Consider the following 23,310-nt stretch of genomic DNA (forward strand, 5'->3'; position numbering starts at 1 on the left):
AAATCGCTTGTTATTATTGATGAATTCTGCTGGTTAAAGTTTGCAGAAATTACACTGTATTTAAATTAAATCTGTCGACACTTTACGTTAACGTAAGATGTTATTCAACTAATCATAGACGAAACAAACTGAATTGGCGAGATAGGGACTGGAAAGTTAACTATACAATAAAATAAATCCATTACAATCATATAGTTAACTAATTTATGGCGCTATTTAAATAATATTGTCTGTTAAGTGTAATGGGATTACTGTCAATAAGGCACGTTGTCCTAAAGCAACATCTGCGTTAGGAAATATAATTGCTTCCCCCTCAACATCAGCGTAGTAACATAGGTCGCCATCGGTTGCTAACAACTCGCCCTTACTAAAGCCAGTAAAGTTTTCTGCATCATCAGAGAAAGGAAAGGAAAAGTTATGTGCCGTACGATTAATTGACCTGTGGACCTCGAACAGCTCAAAATCATTTGCATTAAAATCTTTATATGAAACTTCATTTTGACTAATTAATGCAGATAACGTGTCGCGAGTTTTAGCAAAGCGGCTCATGTCATTTTCACCAAATGGTTTAACTTGCCCTAACTCTACCGTAAATGAATCAGCATTATGCACGAACGATGAATAATAACTAAATGTTGTTGCTGCGGATTTCATCATCAGCACGGTATTGACACCACAACTTAATAAAAATTGTAGCTGTGATTTTTTCCATGGCTTCCCATGTAAAAATGGATAAACTGCAAATTTGTCATTTTTTGAGCCACGAATGGCAGTGTGTAGATCATAATGACAGCGAATACGATCTTCCCCACCCCGGTTAAAAAAGTCACTTACATAGCCTTCTAACTTTGCGGCACGCTCACGTTCTCTATTCATTTCAATACCATCAACAGTATGATGACCATTAAACAAACGGTTTAAATTTTCTTCGACAAAGCGTTTACCAATATTGATTGATTGCGGGTTGCCATAGATAAACAGCACCCTTTGCATTAACACCAACTCGCCGGTGATTATCTGCTTAATAAGCTCATCACAAATTTCAATAGGGGCAGTCTCATTACCATGAATAGCACTCGACAGTACGATATCTTTCGTGCTCACTGATTGCGGTTGAAACTCTATAACACCTGTATCATGTACATTAACTTGGGTACCGTTCGCTAATGTAAATTCACTAGGCGCTAAGTACCACTCATTAGCACGGCTAAGGGTTAAAAAGTCACCGGTTTGTTTTAAATCATTAATATAGTGTGTTGTGGCTGACATTAAAATCGCCTTTTGTGTGGAGTAAATACAAAAACGGCTGAATAAATCAGCCGTTTCTTTAACAAATTGATGATTAGCTGATCACTGAATCAACTAATTTTTTAGCTTCTTTTTCAAGTAATGCTAAGTGCGCTTCACCTTTGAATGACTCAAGGTAAATTTTATATATATCTTCTGTTCCAGAAGGACGTGCTGCGAACCAGCCATTTTCCGTAACGACTTTTAAACCCCCAATTGCTGCATTGTTACCAGGTGCATGGGTTAGCTTTTGTAAAATTGGCTCACCAGCTAATGTATCAGCAGTAACGTCTTTAGCACTAAGCGCTTTGAGACGATCTTTTTGCACAGCATTTGCTGGCGCATCAATACGTTTATAAATTGGCGCACCAAATTCTTGCTCAAGTTCTTTATAAAGAGCAGAGGGTGTCTTACCAGTCACAGCTAAAATTTCAGCTGCTAATAAGCCCATAATAAAACCATCTTTGTCAGTATCCCACACCGTTCCATCAAAACGTAGGAATGACGCCCCTGCGCTTTCTTCACCACCGAATGCGAGTGTTCCCGTGCTCAAGCCTTCAACAAACCACTTGAAACCGACGGGCACTTCTTGTACTTGGCGATTATTACGAGCAACCACTCTGTCAATCATGGCACTTGAAACAAGCGTCTTACCAATTTGCACATCCTTGGACCAATTACGATGATTTAATAAATAATCAATCGCCACCGCTAAAAAGTGATTCGGATTCATTAAGCCATCCGGGGTTACAATACCATGGCGGTCATAATCAGGGTCATTACCGATACCAAGGTCAAAATCGTCTTTGAGGGCAATAAGATTTGCCATTGCATAAGGAGATGAACAATCCATGCGGATTTTACCGTCTTTATCCAAAGGCATAAAGGCAAAGCGTGGATCAACTTGATTATTTACGACCGTTAAGTCTAAATTAAATTTTTTGGCGATAACTGGCCAAAAGTTAATACCTGAACCACCTAATGGATCAATCCCAATTTTTATTTTTGCTTTGCTTATCGCTGCAACATCGACCACATTTATTAAATCTTCAATGTATGGTGTCATTAAATCTTGGTATTTTATAAAACCAGAGCGCGATGCTTTAGCAAATGGAAACAGTTCAACTTCAACTAAGTCTTCAAGTAATAATTGATTTGCTCTATCTTCAATCCATTTAGTGACATCTGTATCAGCTGGACCGCCATTAGGTGGGTTATATTTAAAGCCACCGTCTTCAGGTGGGTTATGTGAAGGAGTAACAACAATCCCATCGGCAAGTTCATGAGGATGCAATTTGTTATGACAAACAACAGCATGACTAATTACCGGGGTCGGTGTAAAGTCATCATTTTCTTGAGTGATCACTTGCACTTCATTAGCAACCAACACTTCAATAGCTGAATTATACGCGGCTTCACTTAATGCATGGGTATCTTTACCTAAATAAAGCGGGCCAAAAATATTATTTTGCTTTCGGTAGTCACAAATTGCTTGAGTAATGGCGAGGATATGAGATTCATTGAATTTCACATCATACGAACACCCTCGGTGACCTGAGGTACCAAAGGCAACACAATGTTCAGGATTCTGCTCTAAATCGGGTTCATTTAAATAATAAGCCGACACTAATTTTGGTACATTTACTAAATCTGATTGTGTTGCAGGTTTCCCTGCACCGGAATGAATCGCCATTACATTTCCTTTATAAGTAGTCTCGAATTTTTTCAGCTTGTTCAGCGCTATAACCTAAGCCAAGCGCCACTTCATGTAGCATCATTTTCTTACGGGTAGTATTTGAATTAGTCATGACCCAATATTCACTATCCGTGATATTTTTTGGATTCATGCTACTACCACTATTTACCAGTGCTTCTTTACTAGTTGCAAAGTAAACACGATCACGCCCTTGTACATCAAGCACTGCCGAAAAATCGGCTTTATGGGTGCGATGTAACGCAGAAAGGATAAACAAAAAGCGCCCTACGACCCCTTTTTGCATCGCCAGCTCTTCTTTATTCAGTATATTAAAAACATTTGCACGCTGAGGCGTGACAGCTACTGGCTTTTTAGTATCTGTTACCGAAGTCGTATCAGATGACTGTATATTTGAGGCAGCATCAGCTTTCTTTGCTGGTGCTGTAGGGCTCTGTGGTTTTTCTGTTACGACTAAATCATTCTCGTCGTGAATATTTAACAAACGACGTAAAATAGTTGAAGCGCTTTCGCCTATACTTTGTGTATTACTTGCAATGTATTGATATAACTCGTCGTCTATGTCAATTTTTTTCATGTTATTCCTGTCGTTACGGGTCACATTTTTTTATTCCTTTGAGATTATACCCAAACCTGATTTAATTCTCTATGTTTTGCAATTTGTTATTTCACTAGGCAAACTAAGCGCACTTTTGATTAAATATTTTTGGATACGTTGATGTTGTTAAATTACAAACAAACGGGCCAAGGCCCACATGTAATTTTGATCCATGGCCTATTTGGTTCACTGGAAAACCTAAATGTTATTGCTAAATCATTAGCCGAAAATTTTACAATAACCAATATTGATCTACGTAATCATGGTCAGTCACCACACAGTGACGTAATGGACTACCCAAGTATGGCAGCCGACGTACTGAATTTAATGGCCCATTTATCCATCAATAAAGCTCACTTAGTCGGTCACTCTATGGGCGGCAAAGTGGCTATGCAAATTGCACATTTAAACCCCGAAGTAGTCAATAAACTCGTGGTATTAGATATTGCACCTGTGGCATACAAAAGTCGCCACAACGATATTATTGCGGCGTTAAAACGCGTACAACAACACACTGTTAATGACCGTAAACAGGCCGACACACTCATGGAACCGCTCATCCCTGAGTTAGGTGTTCGCCAGTTTTTATTAAAAAGCTACGCAAAAGACCAACATGGCCAATTGCAATGGCGATTTAATTTAGCTGCTTTGAGTGAAAAATATAGTAATATACTAGCAAATATTAAAGCAAATGATTCTTGTTTATGCGATACTTTGTTTATCAAAGGGAACGATTCTGACTATATATTGCCTGAATACCGTGATGCAATTATGGCGCAATTTAAAAATGCCCAAGCAAAAGTTATACATGGTGCGGGCCATTGGTTACATGCACAAAAACCAGCGGCGGTTAATAAGTCAATCAGTGCATTTTTAATGGCATAATAAAGCTAAATTTAATCCACTATTTTTGACTACGCGCACTAAATTATTGCGATTTTATATGCTATAGTACGCGCCGTTTAATTTAAAGGTTATACGTTGATGGTCAGTCAGTTAATTAACGAATTTGATACCCTTGGGTTGTATTTTGGCTTAGCCGGTGTGTTCTTTTTTATTGGTATGGCTATTCAAGATGTACTTAAAAAAGGCAATGTACCTAAGTTTGGCCGCTATATTGTATGGCTTGTACTATTTTTAGGGTGCTCTGGTTTTATCGCTAAAGGACTTATTCAAGTGTTTTGGCAAGGTGCGGGTGTGGGTTAACCATGGCTAAATCTGAAACCGATAGAACAACACTCGATTTATTTGAATACGAAAAGCGCCCCGGCAGACCGAAAACGAATCCCCTTCCGAGGGAAGTTCAGTTAAAGGTAAATAAACGTAATCAAATAAAAAGAGATAAAGCACGTGGTTTAAAGCGTGTGGAATTTAAAGTTTCATCGCAGTTGTATCAAGCGTTAAGCGATATGGCCGATGCACAGAATATTAGCCGTAGTGCGCTGATTGAAACTATTTTACAAGAAAGATTGGCTATTGATAGATAAAAGGTTTTAAATTCATGGCAAGTGTAGGTATTTTTTTCGGAAGTGACACAGGTAACACAGAGCACGTAGCTAAAATGATCCAAAAAGAGTTGGGTAAAAAGCTTGTGGCTGTACATGATATTGCTAAAAGCTCTAAAGAAGAGATAGCAGAATTTGATTTAATCTTATTTGGCATCCCGACTTGGTATTATGGTGAAGCGCAATGTGATTGGGATGATTTTTTCCCAGAACTTGAAGAAATTGATTTTGAAGGCAAACTTGTTGCTATCTTTGGCTGTGGCGATCAAGAAGACTATGCTGAATACTTCCTCGATGCAATGGGAATGATAAATGATATCGTTACAGAGCGTGGTGCAATTGTTGTAGGTCATTGGCCTACCGAAGGTTATGATTTTGAAGCATCTAAAGGCATGGCTGATGATACCCACTTTGTTGGATTAGGTATTGATGAAGACCGTCAACCAGAGCTTACTGAACAACGCGTAAAAGCGTGGTCTGCACAAGTATATGAAGAAATGTGTTTAAGTGAACTTGCTGATTAAATGCACTTTATTGCTAGATTTTGCTTAAAATAGTAGCACTTGATTGCCAAATACACTTTTTATAAGTAATTCTAGCAATTGATCTTTGCACTTAATGACTAGGCACGTTATTCTTATCATTGCTAATGTGTCGTGTGCATCTTTGTAAGGTGTCTAGTATAACCAAATTTAATTGAGACAGATTTTAATGACTGATCATAACTTGGAATTAAAAAAAGCCGGTTTAAAAGTAACTTTACCGCGTATTAAAATTTTAGAGATTTTGCAATCTCCAGATAACCAACACATCAGCGCTGAAGATGTTTACAAAATTCTTTTGGATTTAGGTGAAGAAATTGGCCTTGCTACTGTGTATCGTGTACTTAACCAATTTGATGATGCTGGTATTGTTAGCCGTCACCACTTTGAAGGCGGTAAATCAGTATTTGAACTCTCTGGTAGCACCCATCATGATCACTTAGTGTGTTTAAAATGCGGTAAAGTGATCGAATTTGAAGATGATATCATTGAAAATCGTCAGCTAGAAATTTCAAAAGAAAATGGCATTAAGCTGACCAATCACTCTCTTTACCTATATGGTGAGTGTACTGATACAGCTGCATGTAAAGCGTTTGCTGATAGCCAATAATCTATTAGCTATGAATAAAAAAAACCTGCAATATGCAGGTTTTTTTATGTTTGTTAATTATCCCCTTGGTATAAAAGGATAAAAATAATTATTGTTGAGTTTTAGTCCATGAATCACGTAAACCAACCGTTTGATTAAATACCAGAGTATCTGATTTCGTGTCACGGCTGAAATACCCAGTTCGCTCAAACTGAAAACCTTGTGCCGGTGCTGCGTTAGCAAGTGCAGGCTCAAGTTTAGCATTTGTTAAAACTATCAATGAATCTGGATTCAATGTAGAAGAAAAATCTTCTGCAGCAGCAGGATTTGGTACGTTAAACAAACGGTCATACAAACGAACTTCTGCAGTAATTGACTCACTAGCTGAAACCCAGTGGATAACGCCCTTCACTTTTCGGCCATCACTTGGATTTTTACCTAAAGTCTCAGGATCATAACTACAGAAGATTGTTGCGATTTCACCATGTTCGTCTTTTTCAACACGTTCTGCTTTGATAACATAAGCACCACGTAAACGTACTTCTTTGCCTAGTACCAAACGTTTAAACTTATTATTTGCTTCTTCTTTAAAATCTTCACGTTCAATGTAAATTTCACGGGTAAACGGTACATCGCGTCGGCCCATGCTTTCATCATTAGGATGGTTTGCAACCGATAACGTTTCAACAGTCTCAGCGTCATAGTTTTCAATGATCACTTTAACAGGATCAAGCACAGCCATTGCTCGCGGAGCATGTTCATTTAGATCTTCACGGATACAGGCTTCAAGCATGCCCATTTCAACCATGTTTTCTTGCTTGGTTACACCTATACGAGCACAAAATTCACGTATTGATGCCGGTGTATAACCACGGCGACGTAAACCTGCTATCGTTGGCATGCGCGGATCATCCCAGCCTTCAACATGGCCGTTCACAACTAGGTCGTTTAGCTTGCGCTTAGACATGATAGTGTATTCAAGATTTAAACGCGAAAACTCTATTTGTTGTGGATGACATTCAAGACTGATGTTGTCGAGTACCCAATCATACAAGCGACGGTTGTCTTGAAACTCTAACGTACATAATGAATGCGTAATACCTTCCAGCGCATCAGAAATACAGTGCGTAAAGTCATACATCGGGTATATACACCACTTATCACCTGTTTGGTGATGATGAGCAAAACGAACACGATAGAGAATAGGATCACGCAGCACCATAAATGAGCTGGCCATATCTATTTTTGCACGAAGAACGCACTCACCTTCTTTGAATTCACCAGCACGCATTTTTTCAAATAATGCTAAATTCTCTGAAGGGCTCGTATCACGAGTCGGGCTATTCTTACCAGGCTCCTTTAATGTACCTCGGTACTCTCGTGCTTGATCTGCCGATAAAAAGCAGACATAAGCTAGCCCTTTATTGATAAGCTCAACAGCATATTCATAAAGGGTATCGAAATAATTGGACGAATACTTTATTTCACCATCCCAGTTAAAGCCTAACCACTGAACATCTTCTTTAATAGAGTTAACGTAGTTAATATCTTCTTTTTCAGGGTTAGTATCATCAAAACGTAGATTACATTGACCACTGTAGTCCTGCGCGATACCAAAATTTAAACAAATTGATTTAGCATGTCCAATATGTAAAAAACCATTTGGCTCAGGTGGAAAACGAGTATGTGTAGACGCATGTTTACCTGATGCTAAGTCTTCATCAATACGCGTTCTTATAAAGTTACTTGGGCGATTCTCAATTTCCGCCATAGGAGTATAATCCTCTGAATAGTGCATGGTGACAAAACTATTGCATTATACCCAAACCACCCCAAGATGCGAGTTTCAGTTGGAATTAAAAGCGATTTAGGCAAGGCATTGATCGCAAATAGATAGTGGTTCTAGTGGTAAAATCAATAACGCAGTATAAATCGCTTTTAACCCAACCCGTTGGGCGCTTCGCATATTGAGGTGGCTTGGGCATATTATAAAAACGAACCTTAACATACAGTAATAGATCTGGGCGTATTACATAGAGTGTCGTTGTATAAAATTACAAGTGGATAAATTCGCTGTAGTCACAATAATTTAATGACTTAGCGATGATAAATTGTTCTAGCGCAATAAAATAGTCATGCAATCGAGGTACAGTTCCCGCATTCGACTTATTTTAAGGATAAAGCTATGGTTTCACTTTCACAGCACCGTGTATATATTCCAACAACTGCCCGCGCTAACCAATATATACTAGCTGAATTTATACCCAGCGAGTCATTATATGCGCGCTTTAGTACTCTAGAGCAATGCTATGAACGACTTGCACGGCAGCTATTTTCATCCTGTGATGAATATGAGCTGCATAATGTGCATTTGATAGCAAATGACAAGTTACCTATTGTTCGTTTTCATGAAGAATCTTATTGTTTGCAGACAGCAAAGCAAATTCTATTTTTTTATAACCCTCGTTATCACGAAGCACATAAATGCATTTATGATAGTAACCAACCGAGTAAGAAAATTCGCTTGCTGTTTCTTGCCACAGGGGAGGATCTTCGTGCTAACGCAGCTGTTTTTCATAGCCGTGTAAAAAAAGTACTGGCACATTTACAGGACACTTTACTCGTTGATGAACCTAGTATCAAAATACGTGATCACCAACATTTAACCTATGACTTATTCGCCAAAGCAAAAGGGTGTAAAGAAAGTTATGGCTATAAACTTCGTGGTTTATACCAACGTTATCAAAGTCGCCAATGTTTACTGCCGACAGAGCATAATGAAATAACCTATACGACTTTTTCAGTCCCTATTACTCGCTCCCTTAAAACTCAATTTCATCATCTCTTAAACGGTCCAAACTATAGTGAGTTTTATCAACATTTTTATGACGCGTTTATTGAGCAATGCGCGGCCAAAAACCTCCAACTAGCTGCAATGGTTGCCAACGGTACGATGCCAATTATTCGTAATAGCAAAACAGATAACAATGACGGAAATCAAGAGTTACAAAAATTGAGTTTCGCTACTGATACACAAACAACGCAATACAGTCATTACTGGCATGATGAAAAACTAGTTGAGTCACTACATTTTGTTATTGTGGCGAGTGAAAAAGATGAACAAGGTGTAGGCCATGGCCGTTTTATGAACCAAGTTGAAAGTATGATCCGCACACTAATTGAACCATTAGCAATCAATAAAGAACGCCAAGATATTACCGTGCGATTTTTCCAACATATAAACCATTACTTGTAATAACCTAACTGCAAACCTTATCCCTGCCAGTATTTTTGGCACGGTAAAGGTTTGTATCAGCAACTTTTAATAGCCCGTTCAAGGTCTGCCCTACTGTCATTTGCGCAACCCCTGCACTACTGGTTAAATTAATTTTTTTATCCGTTAAACTTAATGACTTTAAAGTAATGCATAAAGCACTTATAAAATCATGCCCTTGTTGTAACGTTAGATCTGGCATGACAACAATAAATTCTTCACCACCAAACCGTGCAAACTGGTGCTGTGTATTAGCGAGTTGTTGTTCTAAGAACGTGGTAAAACCAATCAGTGCTTGATCGCCAATGGCATGACCATGCAGGTCGTTGACTTGTTTAAAATGATCTATATCTAGAATCGAAACCGAAAAATCCCGTTGTTTATCAATTAACTGCTGAGAAATAAAATCAAGAATATAACGTCGATTATGTGCACCTGTTAACGGATCGGTATTTGCTCTATGTTGGCTTCGCAAGTACGCTCGGCGTTGATTGAGTGCAAAAATAGTTACACTCAATATAACCAATAATCCGATAATAGAGTAAGCTGTTTGTAATTGCCCTTCTTTCGCTAGTTTATCGAGCGTTATTTGTTGCAGCTTTAGCTTCTCTTCAGCCAGCTGAAGCTTAATATCTTGTTGTGTAGATTCAAACCGTGAACGGGCCTCTTGCTCAAGTTTTTGTTGGGTTGATTCTTTCGCTTCATCATTTAACTTAACCAGTAATTTAAGTGCGGCGACAGCATCAGCAAAACGCCCCAATTGCTCTAAACTTTGTGCTTTTAATGTAAGTGTTTGGCGACTATAACGATTATTAAGCGGTCTATCATAGTCCTGTAAAAGTAATTCTGCTTCAAGAATATAGTCTAACGCTTGCTCAGGTTGTTTTAGTGCCAAAAAAGCGGTAGCGAAGTTATTGTTAAGCGCGATGATATGCGCAGGGTTCATAGTCACTCTGTTGACGTAGCTTTTAGCTAGATATAATAACTGCAGAGCTTCATTATAATTTGCTTGTTGTAATGCAACTATCGCTTTACCTGCAGGCGCCCAAAATAAATAACGGGGTACTTTTACTTCAGCAGATAAGCTGATCATGTCATCGTAACAACGTGTTGCTAAAGTAAGTTTTTCAGCTCGAGCGTAGCTTAAACACAAGGTGTGGAGCGCAGGTAAACCATTCACTACATCATTACTTTTATTCGCTATATCTCGCGCCAGCACGGCATATTGTAACCCTTGTTCATATAGTTGCATGTTCGTATAATAGGCAGCTAAACTGGTATAAACATATAACATGGTCGTTGCTGACATATTCGTTGTTTTAGCTTCAATGTACGCATTCTCAATAAGTTGTATCGAACGCGTATACTCCTCTTGCCAGAGTAATAAAGTTCCTTCTATTGTTTTTGCCTGAACTAACATTTGAGGATCATTACTGTCTTGAAAAGCAGCCTGTGCAAAACGAATTTGTTTAAGCGCATCAGGTAACTTAGCTTCTTCTAAAGAAAGGATACTGCGATACATTAACCAATAGCCTAAGATCCAGTTATCTTGTTCAGGAAGCTGTTGGCGAGCAAGCTTGAAACTAGCTTGTGCACGCTTTGTATCACCCTGAAATAAATACAAACGCGCTAGCAAAGTATTATTATAAGCGTGTTCTGTCTGACTAAGGTTATGCTTAGACTGCGCAAGGGTTAGCTGCTCTAGTAACTTATTTGGTTCAGTTAGTGCACGTTGTTCTGTTTCTAAAAATGCGATGCGAATAGAGGAGCTGGCTGCATTTATACTCTGAGAGAGAAAAACACATATTACACAGACTATAAAATTAATTATTCGCATTACTAGTAGTTTCTTAGAATTTAATAAACAGTTGCTCATTATAACGGCAGTTATAATTATTACCAGTAACCTTTATCGAAACATTAACCGGTAATTTGATAACAACCATGTAATGTTGCGTAGCATTTATAATTGCAGGTAAAAAAGTGTTCCGAGTTTCAAATTTTACATTTTTATTCGAACATTATTAACATTGCATGTATTTAATTAAGTGCGCAAGGCTCTTATACTAATCGACTTAAATATTTAACCATTCTAGCGGGCTAAATAAAGCGCTAACTGCGTTATAAATGGTCAGTAACTTAACACGATTGGTATTAAATATTGAAGTCAATTTATGGAAAACTAAATAAAAAAGGCTCACGATGTGAGCCTTTTTTCAAACAAGAGCCAGTTATTACCAGCCAGTTTTTTCTTTAAGTGCTTTACCGATATCAGCAAGTGAACGTACAGTTTTTACGCCCGCAGCTTCTAATGCAGCAAATTTCTCATCAGCAGTACCTTTACCACCGGCGATAATTGCGCCAGCGTGACCCATACGCTTACCTTCTGGTGCAGTAACACCAGCAATGTAAGATACGACAGGTTTAGTAACGTTTGCTTTGATGTACTGTGCAGCTTCTTCTTCTGCAGTACCACCGATTTCACCGATCATCACGATCGCTTCAGTTTGTGGATCTTTTTCGAACATTTCTAAAACGTCGATAAAGTTAGTACCAGGAATTGGGTCGCCACCAATACCTACACACGTAGACTGACCGAAACCAGCATCAGTAGTTTGTTTAACCGCTTCGTACGTTAAAGTACCAGAACGAGAAACGATACCTACTTTACCAGGCTTGTGGATGTGACCAGGCATGATACCAATCTTAGTTTCACCCGGAGTGATAACACCTGGGCAGTTAGGACCGATCATGCGAGTACCCGTTGCGTCAAGCTTAACTTTAACGTCAACCATATCAAGCGTTGGGATACCTTCAGTGATACAAACAATTAGCTCGATGCCAGCATCGATTGCTTCTAAGATCGCATCTTTACAAAAAGGAGCTGGTACGTAGATAACTGATGCAGTTGCGCCAGTTGCTTCTACAGCATCACGTACAGTGTTAAATACTGGAAGACCAAGGTGCGTTTGACCGCCTTTACCAGGGCTTACACCACCAACCATTTGTGTCCCATACTCAAGCGCTTGCTCAGAGTGGAAAGTACCTTGGCCACCGGTGAAACCTTGACAGATAACTTTTGTATCTTTATTGATTAATACAGACATTATTTGCCCTCCGCAGCAGCAACAACTTTTTCAGCCGCGTCTGTTAGTGATTCAGCAGCAATGATATCTAGACCAGAGTTCTTAAGAACTTCACGACCTAGTTCAGCGTTAGTACCTTCTAAACGTACAACTACTGGTACGTTTACGCCAACTTCTTTAACTGCACCAATGATGCCTTCAGCGATCATGTCACAACGAACGATACCACCAAAGATGTTAACTAAAACAGCTTTAACGTTGTCATCTGAAAGAATGATTTTGAATGCTTCAGATACACGCTCTTTAGTCGCGCCGCCACCAACATCTAGGAAGTTAGCTGGCTTGCCACCGTGTAGGTTTACGATGTCCATAGTACCCATCGCAAGGCCTGCACCGTTAACCATACAACCAACGTTACCGTCTAATGCAACATAGTTAAGTTCAAAGCTTGCAGCATGTGCTTCACGCGCATCTTCTTGAGATGGATCGTGGAAATCACGCATTTTAGGTTGACGGTAAAGTGCATTACCATCGATGCCGATTTTGCCATCAAGACAGTGAAGATTACCTTCATCTGTGATCACAAGCGGGTTGATTTCTAGTAATGCGAAATCAAAATCAGTGAACATTTGGCCAAGACCCATGAAGATCTTAACAAATTGCTTCATTTGTGTTGGGTTAAGACCCAATTTGAAGCCTAGTTCACGTGCTTGATAAGCTTGAGGACCTACTAATGGGTCGATCTCAGCTTTGTGGATAAGCTCTGGTGTTTCTTCAGCAACAGTTTCAATTTCAACACCGCCTTCAGTAGACGCCATGAAAACAACTTTGCGAGATGCACGGTCAACAACTGCACCTAAATACAATTCGTTGGCGATATCAGTACAGCTTTCTACTAAAATTTTAGCAACTGGCTGACCATTTTCGTCTGTTTGGTAAGTAACTAGGTTTTTACCTAACCAGTTAGCTGCAAACGCTTTAACTTCGTCGATAGTTTTAACTAGCTTTACACCGCCAGCTTTACCACGTCCACCTGCGTGAACCTGAGTTTTAACAACCCACATATCGCCGCCAATTTTTTCGGCAGCTGCTGCAGCTTCTTCAGGTGTATCGCACGCGAAACCTTGAGAAACTGGTAAACCATATTCGGCAAAAAGTTGTTTTGCCTGATACTCATGCAAATTCATGATGCTTTATCCAATTTTTTATACTAAAAGAGCTGAATATTTATGCAAATAAACAGCTATCCCAAATTGCGCAACTAGTATAGATCCCAAGGCTTAACATGAAAACCCCAGTTAGACTAATAGACGCAAAAAAAAAGCTGTGAATATGACTCACAGCTTAGATTTTATACAACTAGATTAAACATCTAGTAATAAGCGCGTTGGATCTTCAAGCAACTCTTTAATTGTCACTAAGAAACCAACAGATTCTTTACCATCGATTTGGCGATGATCATACGATAAGGCCAAATACATCATTGGTAAAATTTCAACTTTACCATTCACTGCCATTGGACGATCTTGGATTTTGTGCATACCCAAAATAGATGACTGTGGCAAGTTGATGATAGGTGTTGACAATAATGAACCGAACACACCACCATTAGTGATAGTGAAGTTACCACCCGTCATATCGTCAAGCGTAAGCTTACCGTCACGACCTTTCAGTGCTAATTCACGAATTCCTTTTTCGATTTCAGCAACAGAAAGCTTATCGCAATCTTTTAATACTGGCGTCACAAGACCACGTGGCGTAGAAACTGCAATGCTGATATCGAAGTAGTTGTGATAAACAATATCATCACCATCAATTGATGCATTTACATCAGGGAAACGTTTCAGTGCTTCAGTAACAGCTTTCACGTAGAAAGACATGAAACCTAAACGAATACCGTGACGTTTCTCGAACACTTCTTGATACTGCTTACGAAGATCCATGATTGGTTTCATGTTTACTTCGTTGAATGTAGTTAACATTGCAGTTGAGTTCTTCGCTTCAAGAAGGCGGTTAGCAATCGTTTTACGTAAACGTGTCATAGGAACGCGTTTTTGTGTACGGTCGCCCATAGGAGCTGGTGCAGCTGCTTCAGTTGCTTTTGCAGCCGGTGCTGGTGCTTTTAAGAAAGTATCAACGTCTTCTTTAGTAACACGACCGTTTTTACCCGTGCCTTTGATTTTAGACGCATCTAAACCTTTTTCGGCGATTAAACGACGTACAGATGGCGTTAATACATCTGAGCTATCACTTGAATCCGCTGCTGGTGCCGCTTCTTCTTTTGCAGCAGGTGCTGAAGCAGGCTTGCCACCGGCTTGTACTTTACCGATCACTTGATCACCAAGTACTGTTTCACCTTCTGCGTGAATAATCTCACCCATGATGCCGTCTTCTTGAGCAACAACTTCAAGAACAACTTTATCAGTTTCGATGTCAACTAAGTTTTGGTCGCGTGTTACTGCGTCACCTGGTTGCACATGCCAAGTAGCTACTGTCGCGTCTGCGACTGATTCTGGAAGTACAGGTACTTTAATGTCCACTTCTTTACCTTCTGATGCTGGTGCTGATGGCGCCTCTGGCGCGTTTTCTTGTTTAGCAGAAGCCGGTGCAGCTTCGCTCTTAGCGTCTTCACTTGGCGCTGCTGCATCAGCGTCGCCAATAATACCGATCACTTGATCACCAAGCACGGTTGCACCTTCTTCTTGTGAAATTTCAGTGATCACACCGTCATTTGGTGCAACAACCTCTAAAACAACTTTATCTGTTTCGATGTCTACTAAGTTCTGATCACGGCTTACTTTGTCGCCAACACTTACATGCCATGTAGCAACGGAAGCATCAGCAACCGACTCAGGAAGAACAGGAACTTTAATTTCTGTGCTCATTGCTTATCCTTTATTTTCAATAGTAAGCGCGTCTGCGACTAGCGCTTGTTGTTCTTTAGTATGCACTGACATGTAACCACATGCAGGAGACGCTGATGCTTTGCGCCCTGCGTATTTAAGCTTCGCACCTTGTGGAATTGCTTCTACAAAGTGGTGTTGTGAACAATACCAAGCACCTTGATTTTGCGGCTCTTCTTGACACCAAACAAAGTCTTTTACATGTTGATAACGGGCCATAATAGCGTCCATTTCATCATGTGGGAATGGGTATAGTTGTTCAACACGCACAATAGCAATGTTATTAAGTTCAAGTTTACGACGCTCTTGCAGTAACTCGTAGTACACTTTACCACTACAGAAAATCACTCGCTCTACCTTAGCCGCATCAATATCATCGATTTCGTCGATCATATTATGGAACACACCTTCAGATAACTCTTCAAGTGTTGATGTCGCAAGTGGATGACGTAATAACGATTTAGGCGTCATAACAATCAATGGACGACGAAGTGGTCTAACTGATTGGCGGCGTAGCATAGCGTATACTTGAGCTGGTGTTGAAGGCACACATACTTGCATATTGTGATCAGCACAAAGCTGTAAGAAACGCTCTAAACGTGCTGAACTGTGCTCTGGACCTTGTCCTTCATAACCATGTGGTAGCAAGATTGTAAGACCACATAAACGGCCCCATTTTTGCTCACCTGAACTTAAGAATTGGTCAAATACAACTTGCGCACCGTTAGCGAAGTCACCAAATTGTGCTTCCCACAATACCAGTGATGTAGGCTCTGCTGTTGCATAACCATATTCAAACGCGACAACCGCTTCTTCAGATAACACTGAGTCGAATACTTGGAATGTACCCTGCTTTTCGCTTATGTGTTCTAGCGGCGTATACGTTGCACCATCAGATTGGCTGTGAACAACGGCATGACGGTGGAAGAATGTACCACGTCCTGAATCTTGCCCTGTCAGACGAATGTCTGTGCCTTCACTAGCGATTGTTGCATAAGCCAATGTTTCTGCCATACCCCAATCAAGCGGTTTTTCACCCGCTGCCATTAACTTACGATCATCGTAAATCTTTTTAACGCGTGACTGTGCTTTATATTGCGCAGGGTAGCTTGCTACTTTTTCACCAAGTTCTTTCAGTTTTTCAACTGGCACGCTGGCATCATAATCAACACTCCATTCATGGCCTACATATTTAGCCCAATCAGAAGAATGTGATGTTTCTGGCTGAATCTCTTCAACGACACAATGACCATCGTCTAAACCATTACGGTATTCATCAGCAAGTGCTTTAATTTCATCTTCGGTAAACGACCCTTCAGCCATCAGTTGATCAGCATAGATCAAACGTGGTACAGGGTGTTTTTTGATTTTTTGATACATGATCGGTTGAGTCGCATTCGGCTCATCCGCTTCGTTATGACCATGACGGCGATAACAAACAAGGTCAATAACCACATCACGTTTAAATTGATTTCTAAAATCAAGCGCGATTTGCGTTACAAACGCAACTGCTTCAGGATCATCAGAATTTACGTGGAAAATTGGCGATTGCACCATTTTTGCGATGTCGGTACAGTAATCTGTTGAACGCACATCGTCTTGTTTATTAGTAGTAAAGCCAACTTGGTTGTTCACTACGATACGAATACTACCACCACAACTAAACGCATTAGTTTGCGATAAGTTGAAGGTTTCTTGTACTACACCTTGGCCTGCAATTGCCGAGTCACCATGAATCGTGATTGGCAGTGCTTTAATACCAGAACTGTCACCCAAGCGGTCTAAACGAGCACGTACAGAGCCCATTACTACTGGGTTAACAATTTCAAGGTGAGATGGGTTAAAGGCAAGTGCCATATGAACTTTGCCACCTTTTGTAGCAAAATCCGAAGAATAACCCATGTGGTATTTAACATCACCAGAACCTAGCGTGTCTTTATGTTTACCGGCAAACTCATCAAATAACTCTGATGGGTTTTTACCAAGTACATTAACAAGCACATTTAAGCGTCCACGGTGAGCCATACCAATAACCGCTTCTTGTTGGCCACTTTCGCCAGCACGGTGTATTAACTCTTTCAGCATAGGCACTAATGCATCACCGCCTTCGAGCGAGAAACGCTTAGCACCTGGGAACTTAGCCCCTAAATACTTTTCAAGACCATCAGCTGCAGTTAATCCTTTTAGGATACGCAGTTTTTCATCTTTACTGAATGTTGGACGTGATTGCACTGATTCTAAACGCTGTTGTAACCAACGTTTTTCTTCAGTTGATGTGATGTGCATATACTCAGCACCAACAGAACCACAATATGTAGTTTTGAGTGCCTGATATAATTCACCTAAAGGCATGGTATCGCGGCCGACGGCAAACGATCCCACGTTAAATTCACGGTCAAAATCAGCTTCAGATAAGTCGTGGTATTCCAGCTCTAAGTCTCGAACGCGTTCACGCTGCCATATTCCTAATGGATCTAGGTTGGCATTTTGATGACCACGGAAACGGAAAGCATTAATGAGCTGTAGTACTTTAACCTGTTTAGGATCGCCGCTACCACTGCCCTCTGCTACCACTACTTCTCTATGCTTGTTTTTCGCAAGCGCCGCAAACTGTGCTCGAACTTCTGAATGCTTAACTTCAACATCCACACCATCAACTTTTGGTAACTGTTCGAACACTTCTCGCCATTCTTCTGGCACAGAAGTCGCATTGTCTAAATACGCTTCATAAAGCTCTTCTATATAAGCAACGTTTCCGCCGTTTAAATGTGAAGATTCTAGCCATGCCTTCATCACACCTTCGTGCATTTATAAGCCCTTTTCTTTAGCGCAGAAATTAATTGTTATTACAAGATGGCTAATTAACATTAGCCATCTTACTTTTATCAAGATTATTAAACCGAACGGCTTATTAACATTGATTTGATTTGTCCAATTGCCTTAGTAGGATTAAGACCCTTAGGACAAACGCTAACACAGTTCATGATACTGTGACAACGGAACACGCTGAATGCATCGTCTAAGTCTGCTAAACGTTCTTCAGTTGCAGTATCTCGGCTATCAGCCAAGAAACGATATGCATGAAGAAGACCAGCTGGACCTATGAACTTGTCTGGATTCCACCAGAACGAAGGACACGATGTAGAACAACATGCACATAGAATACACTCATACAAACCATCTAGCTTATCACGCTCTTCGATTGATTGAAGGCGCTCACCTGCAGCAGGTGTATCATTAATTAGATAAGGCTTTACTTTTTCGTATTGAGTGTAGAACTGACTCATGTCAATAACAAGGTCACGAACCACTGGTAAACCTGGTAGCGGACGAATTACAATTTTACCTTTGCCATTTTTTTGTAGCGTAGATAAAGGAGTAATACATGCTAGACCATTTTTACCATTCATGTTAACACCGTCAGAACCACATACACCTTCACGGCATGAGCGACGGAATGATAACGTTGGATCTTGCTCTTTTAATAATAAAAGTGCGTCCAATACCATCATGTCGTGGCCTTCTTCCGTTTGCAAAGTATATTCTTGCATACGTGGGGCGTTATCAACATCTGGATTATAACGATAAACAGAAAATTGTACTTGTGCCATCGTCTCGCTCCTAGTATGTACGTGCTTTAGGTGGAAATGCTTCGCGCAATTTAGGCGCGTAGTTAACATCACGTTTGCTCATTTCATCCGTAACCGGATTGAATATTGAGTGGCATAACCAGTTTTCGTCATCGCGATCTGGGTAGTCAAAACGTGAGTGAGCACCACGGCTTTCTGTGCGGAAGTTTGCAGCAACTGCTGTTGAGTACGCTGTTTCCATCAAATTATCTAGCTCTAGACATTCGATACGTGCAGTATTGAAGTCTGATGATTTATCATCAAGACGTGCATGCTGCAAGCGTTCACGAATTTCTTTAAGCTCTTGCAAACCAGCTGCCATAGACTCACCTTCACGGAATACTGAGAAGTTAAGTTGCATACATTTTTGCAAGTCTTTCTTGATTTGCACTGGATCTTCACCTTGACCAGCCGTTGAGTTTTCCCAACGATTGAAACGTGCAAGTGCCGCTTCTAAGTCTGAATCTGATGCGTCTTTTGACACTTCAACATCATTTAGGTAAGTACCTAAGAAGTTACCGGCCGCACGACCAAATACCACTAAGTCAAGTAATGAGTTACCGCCTAAGCGGTTTGCACCGTGTACAGATACACAGGCAATTTCACCAACCGCAAATAAGCCTTCTACTACTTTTTCGTTGCCGTTAGCATCAATTTGTAGGGCTTGACCATTTACGTTAGTTGGTACACCACCCATCATATAGTGACAAGTAGGAATTACTGGAATTGGCTCTTTAGCTGGGTCAACGTGAGCAAATGTTTTAGCAAGGTCACATACACCTGGAAGACGTAGATTAAGCGTTTCTTCACCTAAGTGGTCAAGTTTAAGCTTAATGTGTGGACCCCAAGGGCCATCGCAACCACGACCTTCACGAATTTCTGTCATCATTGAACGGGCAACAACATCACGTGACGCTAAGTCTTTCGCGTTTGGTGCATAACGTTCCATGAAACGTTCGCCATCTTTATTTAAAAGATAACCACCTTCACCACGACAGCCTTCAGTTACAAGTGTACCTGCTCCTGCAATACCTGTTGGGTGGAACTGCCACATTTCCATATCTTGCATAGCAATACCAGCACGAGTCGCCATACCAACACCGTCACCAGTGTTAATGTGTGCATTCGTTGTTGATGCGAAAATACGACCTGCACCACCAGTTGCCAATACCACCGCTTTCGATTTGAAATAAACAACTTCACCACTTTCGATATCGATTGCAGTACAACCTACCACATTACCATCATCGTTTTTAACTAAATCTAATGCATACCACTCAGAGAACACATTGGTTTTGTTTTTAACGTTTTGCTGATAAAGAAGGTGTAATAACGCGTGACCTGTACGGTCAGCAGCTGCTGCTGTACGAGCAGCTTGCTCGCCACCAAAGTTTTTCGATTGACCACCGAAAGGACGTTGGTAAACACGGCCATTTTCAAAACGAGAAAACGGTAGACCCATGTTTTCTAATTCAGTAATTGCTTCTGGGCCTGTTTTACACATGTATTCGATAGCGTCTTGGTCACCGATAAAATCGGAACCTTTTACCGTATCATACATATGCCATTCCCAGTTATCATCATGCGAGTTACCCAGCGCAACCGTAATACCACCTTGTGCAGACACAGTATGAGAACGGGTTGGGAAAACTTTAGAGATAAGCGCACAGGTTTTACCTGATTCAGTGATTGCAAGTGCCGCGCGCATACCCGCACCACCTGCGCCAATCACAACGGCGTCAAATTCACGAACAGAATATTTCACTTAAACACCCCATAAAACGATTAGACCAATTGCTACGTATGCGACGGCCATCAGGTTTAATACAAACCCTAGAACAGCACGTAAAGTTGCGCACTTAACATAGTCAGTCAATACTTGCCAAAGACCAATACGGGTATGAACCATAATACAAACGAGGGTAATAAGTGTGAACCCTTTCATTGCGAGGTTTGAAAACAGGCTTTGCCATGCTTCAAAAGTGACTTCTGGCGTACATAAGAAGTAGCCAATAATAAAAATCGCATACGCGGTAATTACTAGTGCCGTGGTACGTAACGAAACATAATCTTGTACGCCGTCACGTTTTAGAGTTGCTTGATTTAACACCATATCCACACCCCTGCTAATACAGAAGCCACAACGCCAAGTGCCATTGCAATTTTAGCGCTGAGGTTACCTGATTCAAGTTCTTCCCAATGTCCCATATCCATAATGATATGACGGATACCACCAATTAGGTGATACGCCAATACAGAAATGGTGCCCCAAGCTATAAATTTGGCAATGAATCCGCTAAACAGACCCTTGACGAATTCAAAACCTTCAGCTGAAGAAAGAGACTCTGACCAAGCCCAAATGACAAACGTTAAAGCAAAAAATAATGCAACACCGGTGACGCGGTGAAAAATTGATGCTTTAGCCGATGCCGGCATAGATATAGTTGTTAGATCTAGATTTACAGGTCTTTGCTTTTTCACAGTTACTTGCCCATCTTGCCCACATTGGGGCTCATCTACTTGTTTTTCTTAACCCATCAGAAAACGATTTTTCTGATGGAACTATCTAAGCAAAGCTCTTTTTAACAACAAAGTTCACATTTATGCAAAAATTAGCTGCAAAAATAACATTTACCTACAGACAATACGGTATAAAACCTTCGATAGTATATATAGCCCAAGGTCTTTTTACAATTCTTGTTTAGTTAGAGACGTTTGCGAATTAGCCAATGGTATAATATTTAATCCCGTCAGAATATTTATTATACATTTGTGCATAATGTTTATAAAAATTGACTTTAACCCCCTCTTTCACGTTAAAATGAAAAGAATGTGCTTAAACAGATTCAGAACATAACAATCAGAGTTGTTATCTTAATAGGAGATAAATAGATGGCGGATAAGAAAGCCACGGTCCATATTGATGGTCTAGATCCAATCGAACTTCCAATTTACCAAGGCACTGCTGGTCAAGATGTTATTGACGTACGTACGTTAGGTGCTCACGGTCACTTTACCTATGACCCAGGTTTCATGTCGACTGGTTCTTGCGAATCTTCAATCACTTACATTGATGGTGGCAAAGGTATTCTATTGCACCGTGGGTACCCAATTGAGCAATTGGCAGAAGACTCAGATTACGTTGAGCTATGCTATTTACTATTAAATGGTGAATTACCTACAAAAGAGCAATATGCTGAATTTGCATCAGAAATCACGCATAGCACTATGCTTGATGAGAAAATTGCAAACTTTTTCCAAGGTTTCCGTTTTGACGCTCACCCAATGGCAATGCTTTGTGGTGTAGTAGGTGCATTATCGTCTTTTTATCATGAAGATCTTGATATCACGGACCCTACTCAGCGTAAAACTAGTGCAGTGAAACTGATTGCTAAATTACCAACTATCGCGGCGATGGCTTATAAATATAACGTAGGTCAACCATTTGTTTACCCACGTAATGACTTAAGCTATGCAGAAAACTTCTTACACATGATGTTCTCTGTTCCAGCTGAAGAATACAAAGTGAACCCTGTTACAGCTAAAGCGATGGATAAAATCTTTATGCTTCATGCTGATCACGAACAAAACGCATCAACGTCTACTGTACGTCTTGCAGGTTCTTCTGGTGCTAACCCATATGCATGTATTGCAGCGGGTATCGCATCACTTTGGGGCCCTGCTCATGGCGGTGCAAACGAAGCATGTTTAAACATGTTAGAAGAAATTGGTTCAGTAGACCGTATTGACGAATACGTTGCTAAAGCAAAAGATAAAGCGGATCCGTTCCGTCTTATGGGCTTTGGCCATCGTGTTTACAAAAACTTCGACCCACGCGCAACGGTGATGCGTCAAACGTGCCATGAAGTATTAGCTGAACTTAACATTCAAGATCCATTACTTGATATTGCAATGAAGCTTGAGCAAATTGCACTTGAAGATCCGTACTTTGTAGAGAAGAAACTTTACCCTAACGTAGATTTCTACTCAGGTATCATCTTAAAAGCAATCGGTATTCCTACAAGCATGTTCACTGTGATATTCGCAATGGCACGTACTGTAGGTTGGATCACGCACTGGGATGAGATGTTATCTCAACCGGGTCATAAGATCAGCCGTCCACGTCAGCTTTATACTGGTCACACACATCGTGATTACGTATCATCTGATAAGCGTTAACCGT

The 23,310-nt window shown here is 40.4% G+C and carries 20 protein-coding genes; 7 read left to right on the forward strand and 13 right to left on the reverse strand.

Features of this window, described 5'->3' with window-relative positions:
- Positions 1–216 precede the first annotated feature (216 nt).
- The 3 genes from astE to seqA all read right to left on the reverse strand — a co-directional run bounded on the left by astE (position 217) and on the right by seqA (position 3,578).
- A complete protein-coding gene (gene astE, locus KAN5_RS06280) occupies positions 217–1,269 on the reverse strand; it encodes a succinylglutamate desuccinylase (RefSeq protein WP_244390765.1) in 1,053 nt (350 codons plus the stop codon).
- Between the two features lie 73 nt (positions 1,270–1,342).
- On the reverse strand, positions 1,343–2,980 hold the full coding sequence (gene pgm, locus KAN5_RS06285) for a phosphoglucomutase (alpha-D-glucose-1,6-bisphosphate-dependent) (RefSeq protein WP_138555375.1): 1,638 nt from the start codon (positions 2,978–2,980) through the stop codon (positions 1,343–1,345).
- Positions 2,981–2,990: 10 nt separating this feature from the next.
- Positions 2,991–3,578, reverse strand: coding sequence for a replication initiation negative regulator SeqA (gene seqA, locus KAN5_RS06290; RefSeq protein WP_016709657.1), 588 nt, complete (start codon positions 3,576–3,578; stop codon positions 2,991–2,993).
- 141 nt (positions 3,579–3,719) lie between these two features.
- Between seqA and KAN5_RS06295 the strand changes: the two genes are divergently transcribed.
- From KAN5_RS06295 to fur, 5 genes are all read left to right on the forward strand, one after another.
- Positions 3,720–4,484 (forward strand): alpha/beta fold hydrolase, encoded by a 765-nt coding sequence (locus tag KAN5_RS06295; protein ID WP_244390766.1) that lies wholly within the window; start codon positions 3,720–3,722, stop codon positions 4,482–4,484.
- 99 nt (positions 4,485–4,583) lie between these two features.
- The gene (locus KAN5_RS06300) at positions 4,584–4,805 is read left to right on the forward strand and encodes a DUF2788 domain-containing protein (RefSeq protein ID WP_016709655.1); all 222 of its coding nucleotides are present in this window, start codon (positions 4,584–4,586) and stop codon (positions 4,803–4,805) included.
- Positions 4,806–4,807: 2 nt separating this feature from the next.
- The gene (gene ybfE / locus KAN5_RS06305; protein WP_016709654.1) at positions 4,808–5,086 is read left to right on the forward strand and encodes a LexA regulated protein; all 279 of its coding nucleotides are present in this window, start codon (positions 4,808–4,810) and stop codon (positions 5,084–5,086) included.
- A 14-nt stretch (positions 5,087–5,100) separates the two neighbouring features.
- Positions 5,101–5,628: a flavodoxin FldA gene (gene fldA, locus KAN5_RS06310; protein ID WP_016709653.1), complete on the forward strand. Its 528-nt coding sequence runs from the start codon at positions 5,101–5,103 to the stop codon at positions 5,626–5,628.
- Between the two features lie 187 nt (positions 5,629–5,815).
- Complete coding sequence (fur, locus tag KAN5_RS06315; RefSeq protein ID WP_016709652.1) at positions 5,816–6,256, forward strand: ferric iron uptake transcriptional regulator; 441 nt, start codon at positions 5,816–5,818, stop codon at positions 6,254–6,256.
- A gap of 88 nt (positions 6,257–6,344) precedes the next feature.
- Here fur and glnS read toward each other — a convergent pair whose 3' ends face one another.
- Positions 6,345–8,006 carry a glutamine--tRNA ligase gene (gene glnS / locus KAN5_RS06320; RefSeq protein ID WP_016709651.1) on the reverse strand — a complete coding sequence of 554 codons (1,662 nt, stop codon included), beginning with the start codon at positions 8,004–8,006 and terminating at the stop codon, positions 6,345–6,347.
- Between the two features lie 414 nt (positions 8,007–8,420).
- On the opposite strand from glnS, the gene KAN5_RS06325 reads away from it, so the two are divergent.
- The gene (locus tag KAN5_RS06325; RefSeq protein ID WP_016709650.1) at positions 8,421–9,491 is read left to right on the forward strand and encodes a DUF3083 family protein; all 1,071 of its coding nucleotides are present in this window, start codon (positions 8,421–8,423) and stop codon (positions 9,489–9,491) included.
- Positions 9,492–9,495: 4 nt separating this feature from the next.
- Here the strand turns inward: KAN5_RS06325 and KAN5_RS06330 are convergent, their stop codons facing one another.
- The 9 genes from KAN5_RS06330 to sdhC form a co-directional block, all read right to left on the reverse strand.
- Positions 9,496–11,346: a GGDEF domain-containing protein gene (locus KAN5_RS06330; protein WP_244390767.1), complete on the reverse strand. Its 1,851-nt coding sequence runs from the start codon at positions 11,344–11,346 to the stop codon at positions 9,496–9,498.
- A 397-nt stretch (positions 11,347–11,743) separates the two neighbouring features.
- Positions 11,744–12,616, reverse strand: a complete 873-nt coding sequence (gene sucD, locus KAN5_RS06335) for a succinate--CoA ligase subunit alpha (protein ID WP_016709648.1) — start codon at positions 12,614–12,616, stop codon at positions 11,744–11,746.
- Positions 12,616–13,782, reverse strand: a complete 1,167-nt coding sequence (sucC, locus tag KAN5_RS06340; RefSeq protein WP_016709647.1) for an ADP-forming succinate--CoA ligase subunit beta — start codon at positions 13,780–13,782, stop codon at positions 12,616–12,618. The genes sucD and sucC overlap by 1 nt, the downstream gene beginning before the upstream one ends.
- Before the next feature lie 177 nt (positions 13,783–13,959).
- The gene (gene odhB, locus KAN5_RS06345) at positions 13,960–15,480 is read right to left on the reverse strand and encodes a 2-oxoglutarate dehydrogenase complex dihydrolipoyllysine-residue succinyltransferase (protein ID WP_016709646.1); all 1,521 of its coding nucleotides are present in this window, start codon (positions 15,478–15,480) and stop codon (positions 13,960–13,962) included.
- A 3-nt stretch (positions 15,481–15,483) separates the two neighbouring features.
- Complete coding sequence (locus tag KAN5_RS06350; protein WP_016709645.1) at positions 15,484–18,306, reverse strand: 2-oxoglutarate dehydrogenase E1 component; 2,823 nt, start codon at positions 18,304–18,306, stop codon at positions 15,484–15,486.
- Positions 18,307–18,392: 86 nt separating this feature from the next.
- Positions 18,393–19,109, reverse strand: a complete 717-nt coding sequence (locus KAN5_RS06355; RefSeq protein ID WP_016709644.1) for a succinate dehydrogenase iron-sulfur subunit — start codon at positions 19,107–19,109, stop codon at positions 18,393–18,395.
- 10 nt (positions 19,110–19,119) lie between these two features.
- Positions 19,120–20,892: a succinate dehydrogenase flavoprotein subunit gene (gene sdhA / locus KAN5_RS06360; protein WP_016709643.1), complete on the reverse strand. Its 1,773-nt coding sequence runs from the start codon at positions 20,890–20,892 to the stop codon at positions 19,120–19,122.
- Positions 20,893–21,240 (reverse strand): succinate dehydrogenase, hydrophobic membrane anchor protein, encoded by a 348-nt coding sequence (gene sdhD / locus KAN5_RS06365; RefSeq protein ID WP_016709642.1) that lies wholly within the window; start codon positions 21,238–21,240, stop codon positions 20,893–20,895. It abuts the gene before it with no gap.
- A complete protein-coding gene (gene sdhC / locus KAN5_RS06370; protein WP_080571547.1) occupies positions 21,231–21,608 on the reverse strand; it encodes a succinate dehydrogenase, cytochrome b556 subunit in 378 nt (125 codons plus the stop codon). The genes sdhD and sdhC overlap by 10 nt, the downstream gene beginning before the upstream one ends.
- Before the next feature lie 411 nt (positions 21,609–22,019).
- Between sdhC and KAN5_RS06375 the strand changes: the two genes are divergently transcribed.
- Positions 22,020–23,306 carry a citrate synthase gene (locus tag KAN5_RS06375; RefSeq protein WP_016709640.1) on the forward strand — a complete coding sequence of 429 codons (1,287 nt, stop codon included), beginning with the start codon at positions 22,020–22,022 and terminating at the stop codon, positions 23,304–23,306.
- Positions 23,307–23,310: the final 4 nt, after the last annotated feature.

Origin of the sequence: Pseudoalteromonas sp. KAN5, assembly GCF_022846535.1 — a bacterium.
Taxonomy (GTDB): Bacteria; Pseudomonadota; Gammaproteobacteria; order Enterobacterales; family Alteromonadaceae; genus Pseudoalteromonas; species Pseudoalteromonas haloplanktis.

Excerpts from the sequence above, each read along its gene's own strand:
- astE (WP_244390765.1), bottom strand. The coding sequence starts at position 1,269 with ATGTCAGCCACAACACACTATATTAATGATTTAAAACAAACCGGTGAC.
- pgm (WP_138555375.1), bottom strand. The coding sequence starts at position 2,980 with ATGGCGATTCATTCCGGTGCAGGGAAACCTGCAACACAATCAGATTTA.
- seqA (WP_016709657.1), bottom strand. The coding sequence starts at position 3,578 with ATGAAAAAAATTGACATAGACGACGAGTTATATCAATACATTGCAAGT.
- KAN5_RS06295 (WP_244390766.1), top strand. The coding sequence starts at position 3,720 with ATGTTGTTAAATTACAAACAAACGGGCCAAGGCCCACATGTAATTTTG.
- KAN5_RS06300 (WP_016709655.1), top strand. The coding sequence starts at position 4,584 with ATGGTCAGTCAGTTAATTAACGAATTTGATACCCTTGGGTTGTATTTT.
- ybfE (WP_016709654.1), top strand. The coding sequence starts at position 4,808 with ATGGCTAAATCTGAAACCGATAGAACAACACTCGATTTATTTGAATAC.
- fldA (WP_016709653.1), top strand. The coding sequence starts at position 5,101 with ATGGCAAGTGTAGGTATTTTTTTCGGAAGTGACACAGGTAACACAGAG.
- fur (WP_016709652.1), top strand. The coding sequence starts at position 5,816 with ATGACTGATCATAACTTGGAATTAAAAAAAGCCGGTTTAAAAGTAACT.
- glnS (WP_016709651.1), bottom strand. The coding sequence starts at position 8,006 with ATGGCGGAAATTGAGAATCGCCCAAGTAACTTTATAAGAACGCGTATT.
- KAN5_RS06325 (WP_016709650.1), top strand. The coding sequence starts at position 8,421 with ATGGTTTCACTTTCACAGCACCGTGTATATATTCCAACAACTGCCCGC.
- KAN5_RS06330 (WP_244390767.1), bottom strand. The coding sequence starts at position 11,346 with ATGCGAATAATTAATTTTATAGTCTGTGTAATATGTGTTTTTCTCTCT.
- sucD (WP_016709648.1), bottom strand. The coding sequence starts at position 12,616 with ATGTCTGTATTAATCAATAAAGATACAAAAGTTATCTGTCAAGGTTTC.
- sucC (WP_016709647.1), bottom strand. The coding sequence starts at position 13,782 with ATGAATTTGCATGAGTATCAGGCAAAACAACTTTTTGCCGAATATGGT.
- odhB (WP_016709646.1), bottom strand. The coding sequence starts at position 15,480 with ATGAGCACAGAAATTAAAGTTCCTGTTCTTCCTGAGTCGGTTGCTGAT.
- KAN5_RS06350 (WP_016709645.1), bottom strand. The coding sequence starts at position 18,306 with ATGCACGAAGGTGTGATGAAGGCATGGCTAGAATCTTCACATTTAAAC.
- KAN5_RS06355 (WP_016709644.1), bottom strand. The coding sequence starts at position 19,109 with ATGGCACAAGTACAATTTTCTGTTTATCGTTATAATCCAGATGTTGAT.
- sdhD (WP_016709642.1), bottom strand. The coding sequence starts at position 21,240 with ATGGTGTTAAATCAAGCAACTCTAAAACGTGACGGCGTACAAGATTAT.
- KAN5_RS06375 (WP_016709640.1), top strand. The coding sequence starts at position 22,020 with ATGGCGGATAAGAAAGCCACGGTCCATATTGATGGTCTAGATCCAATC.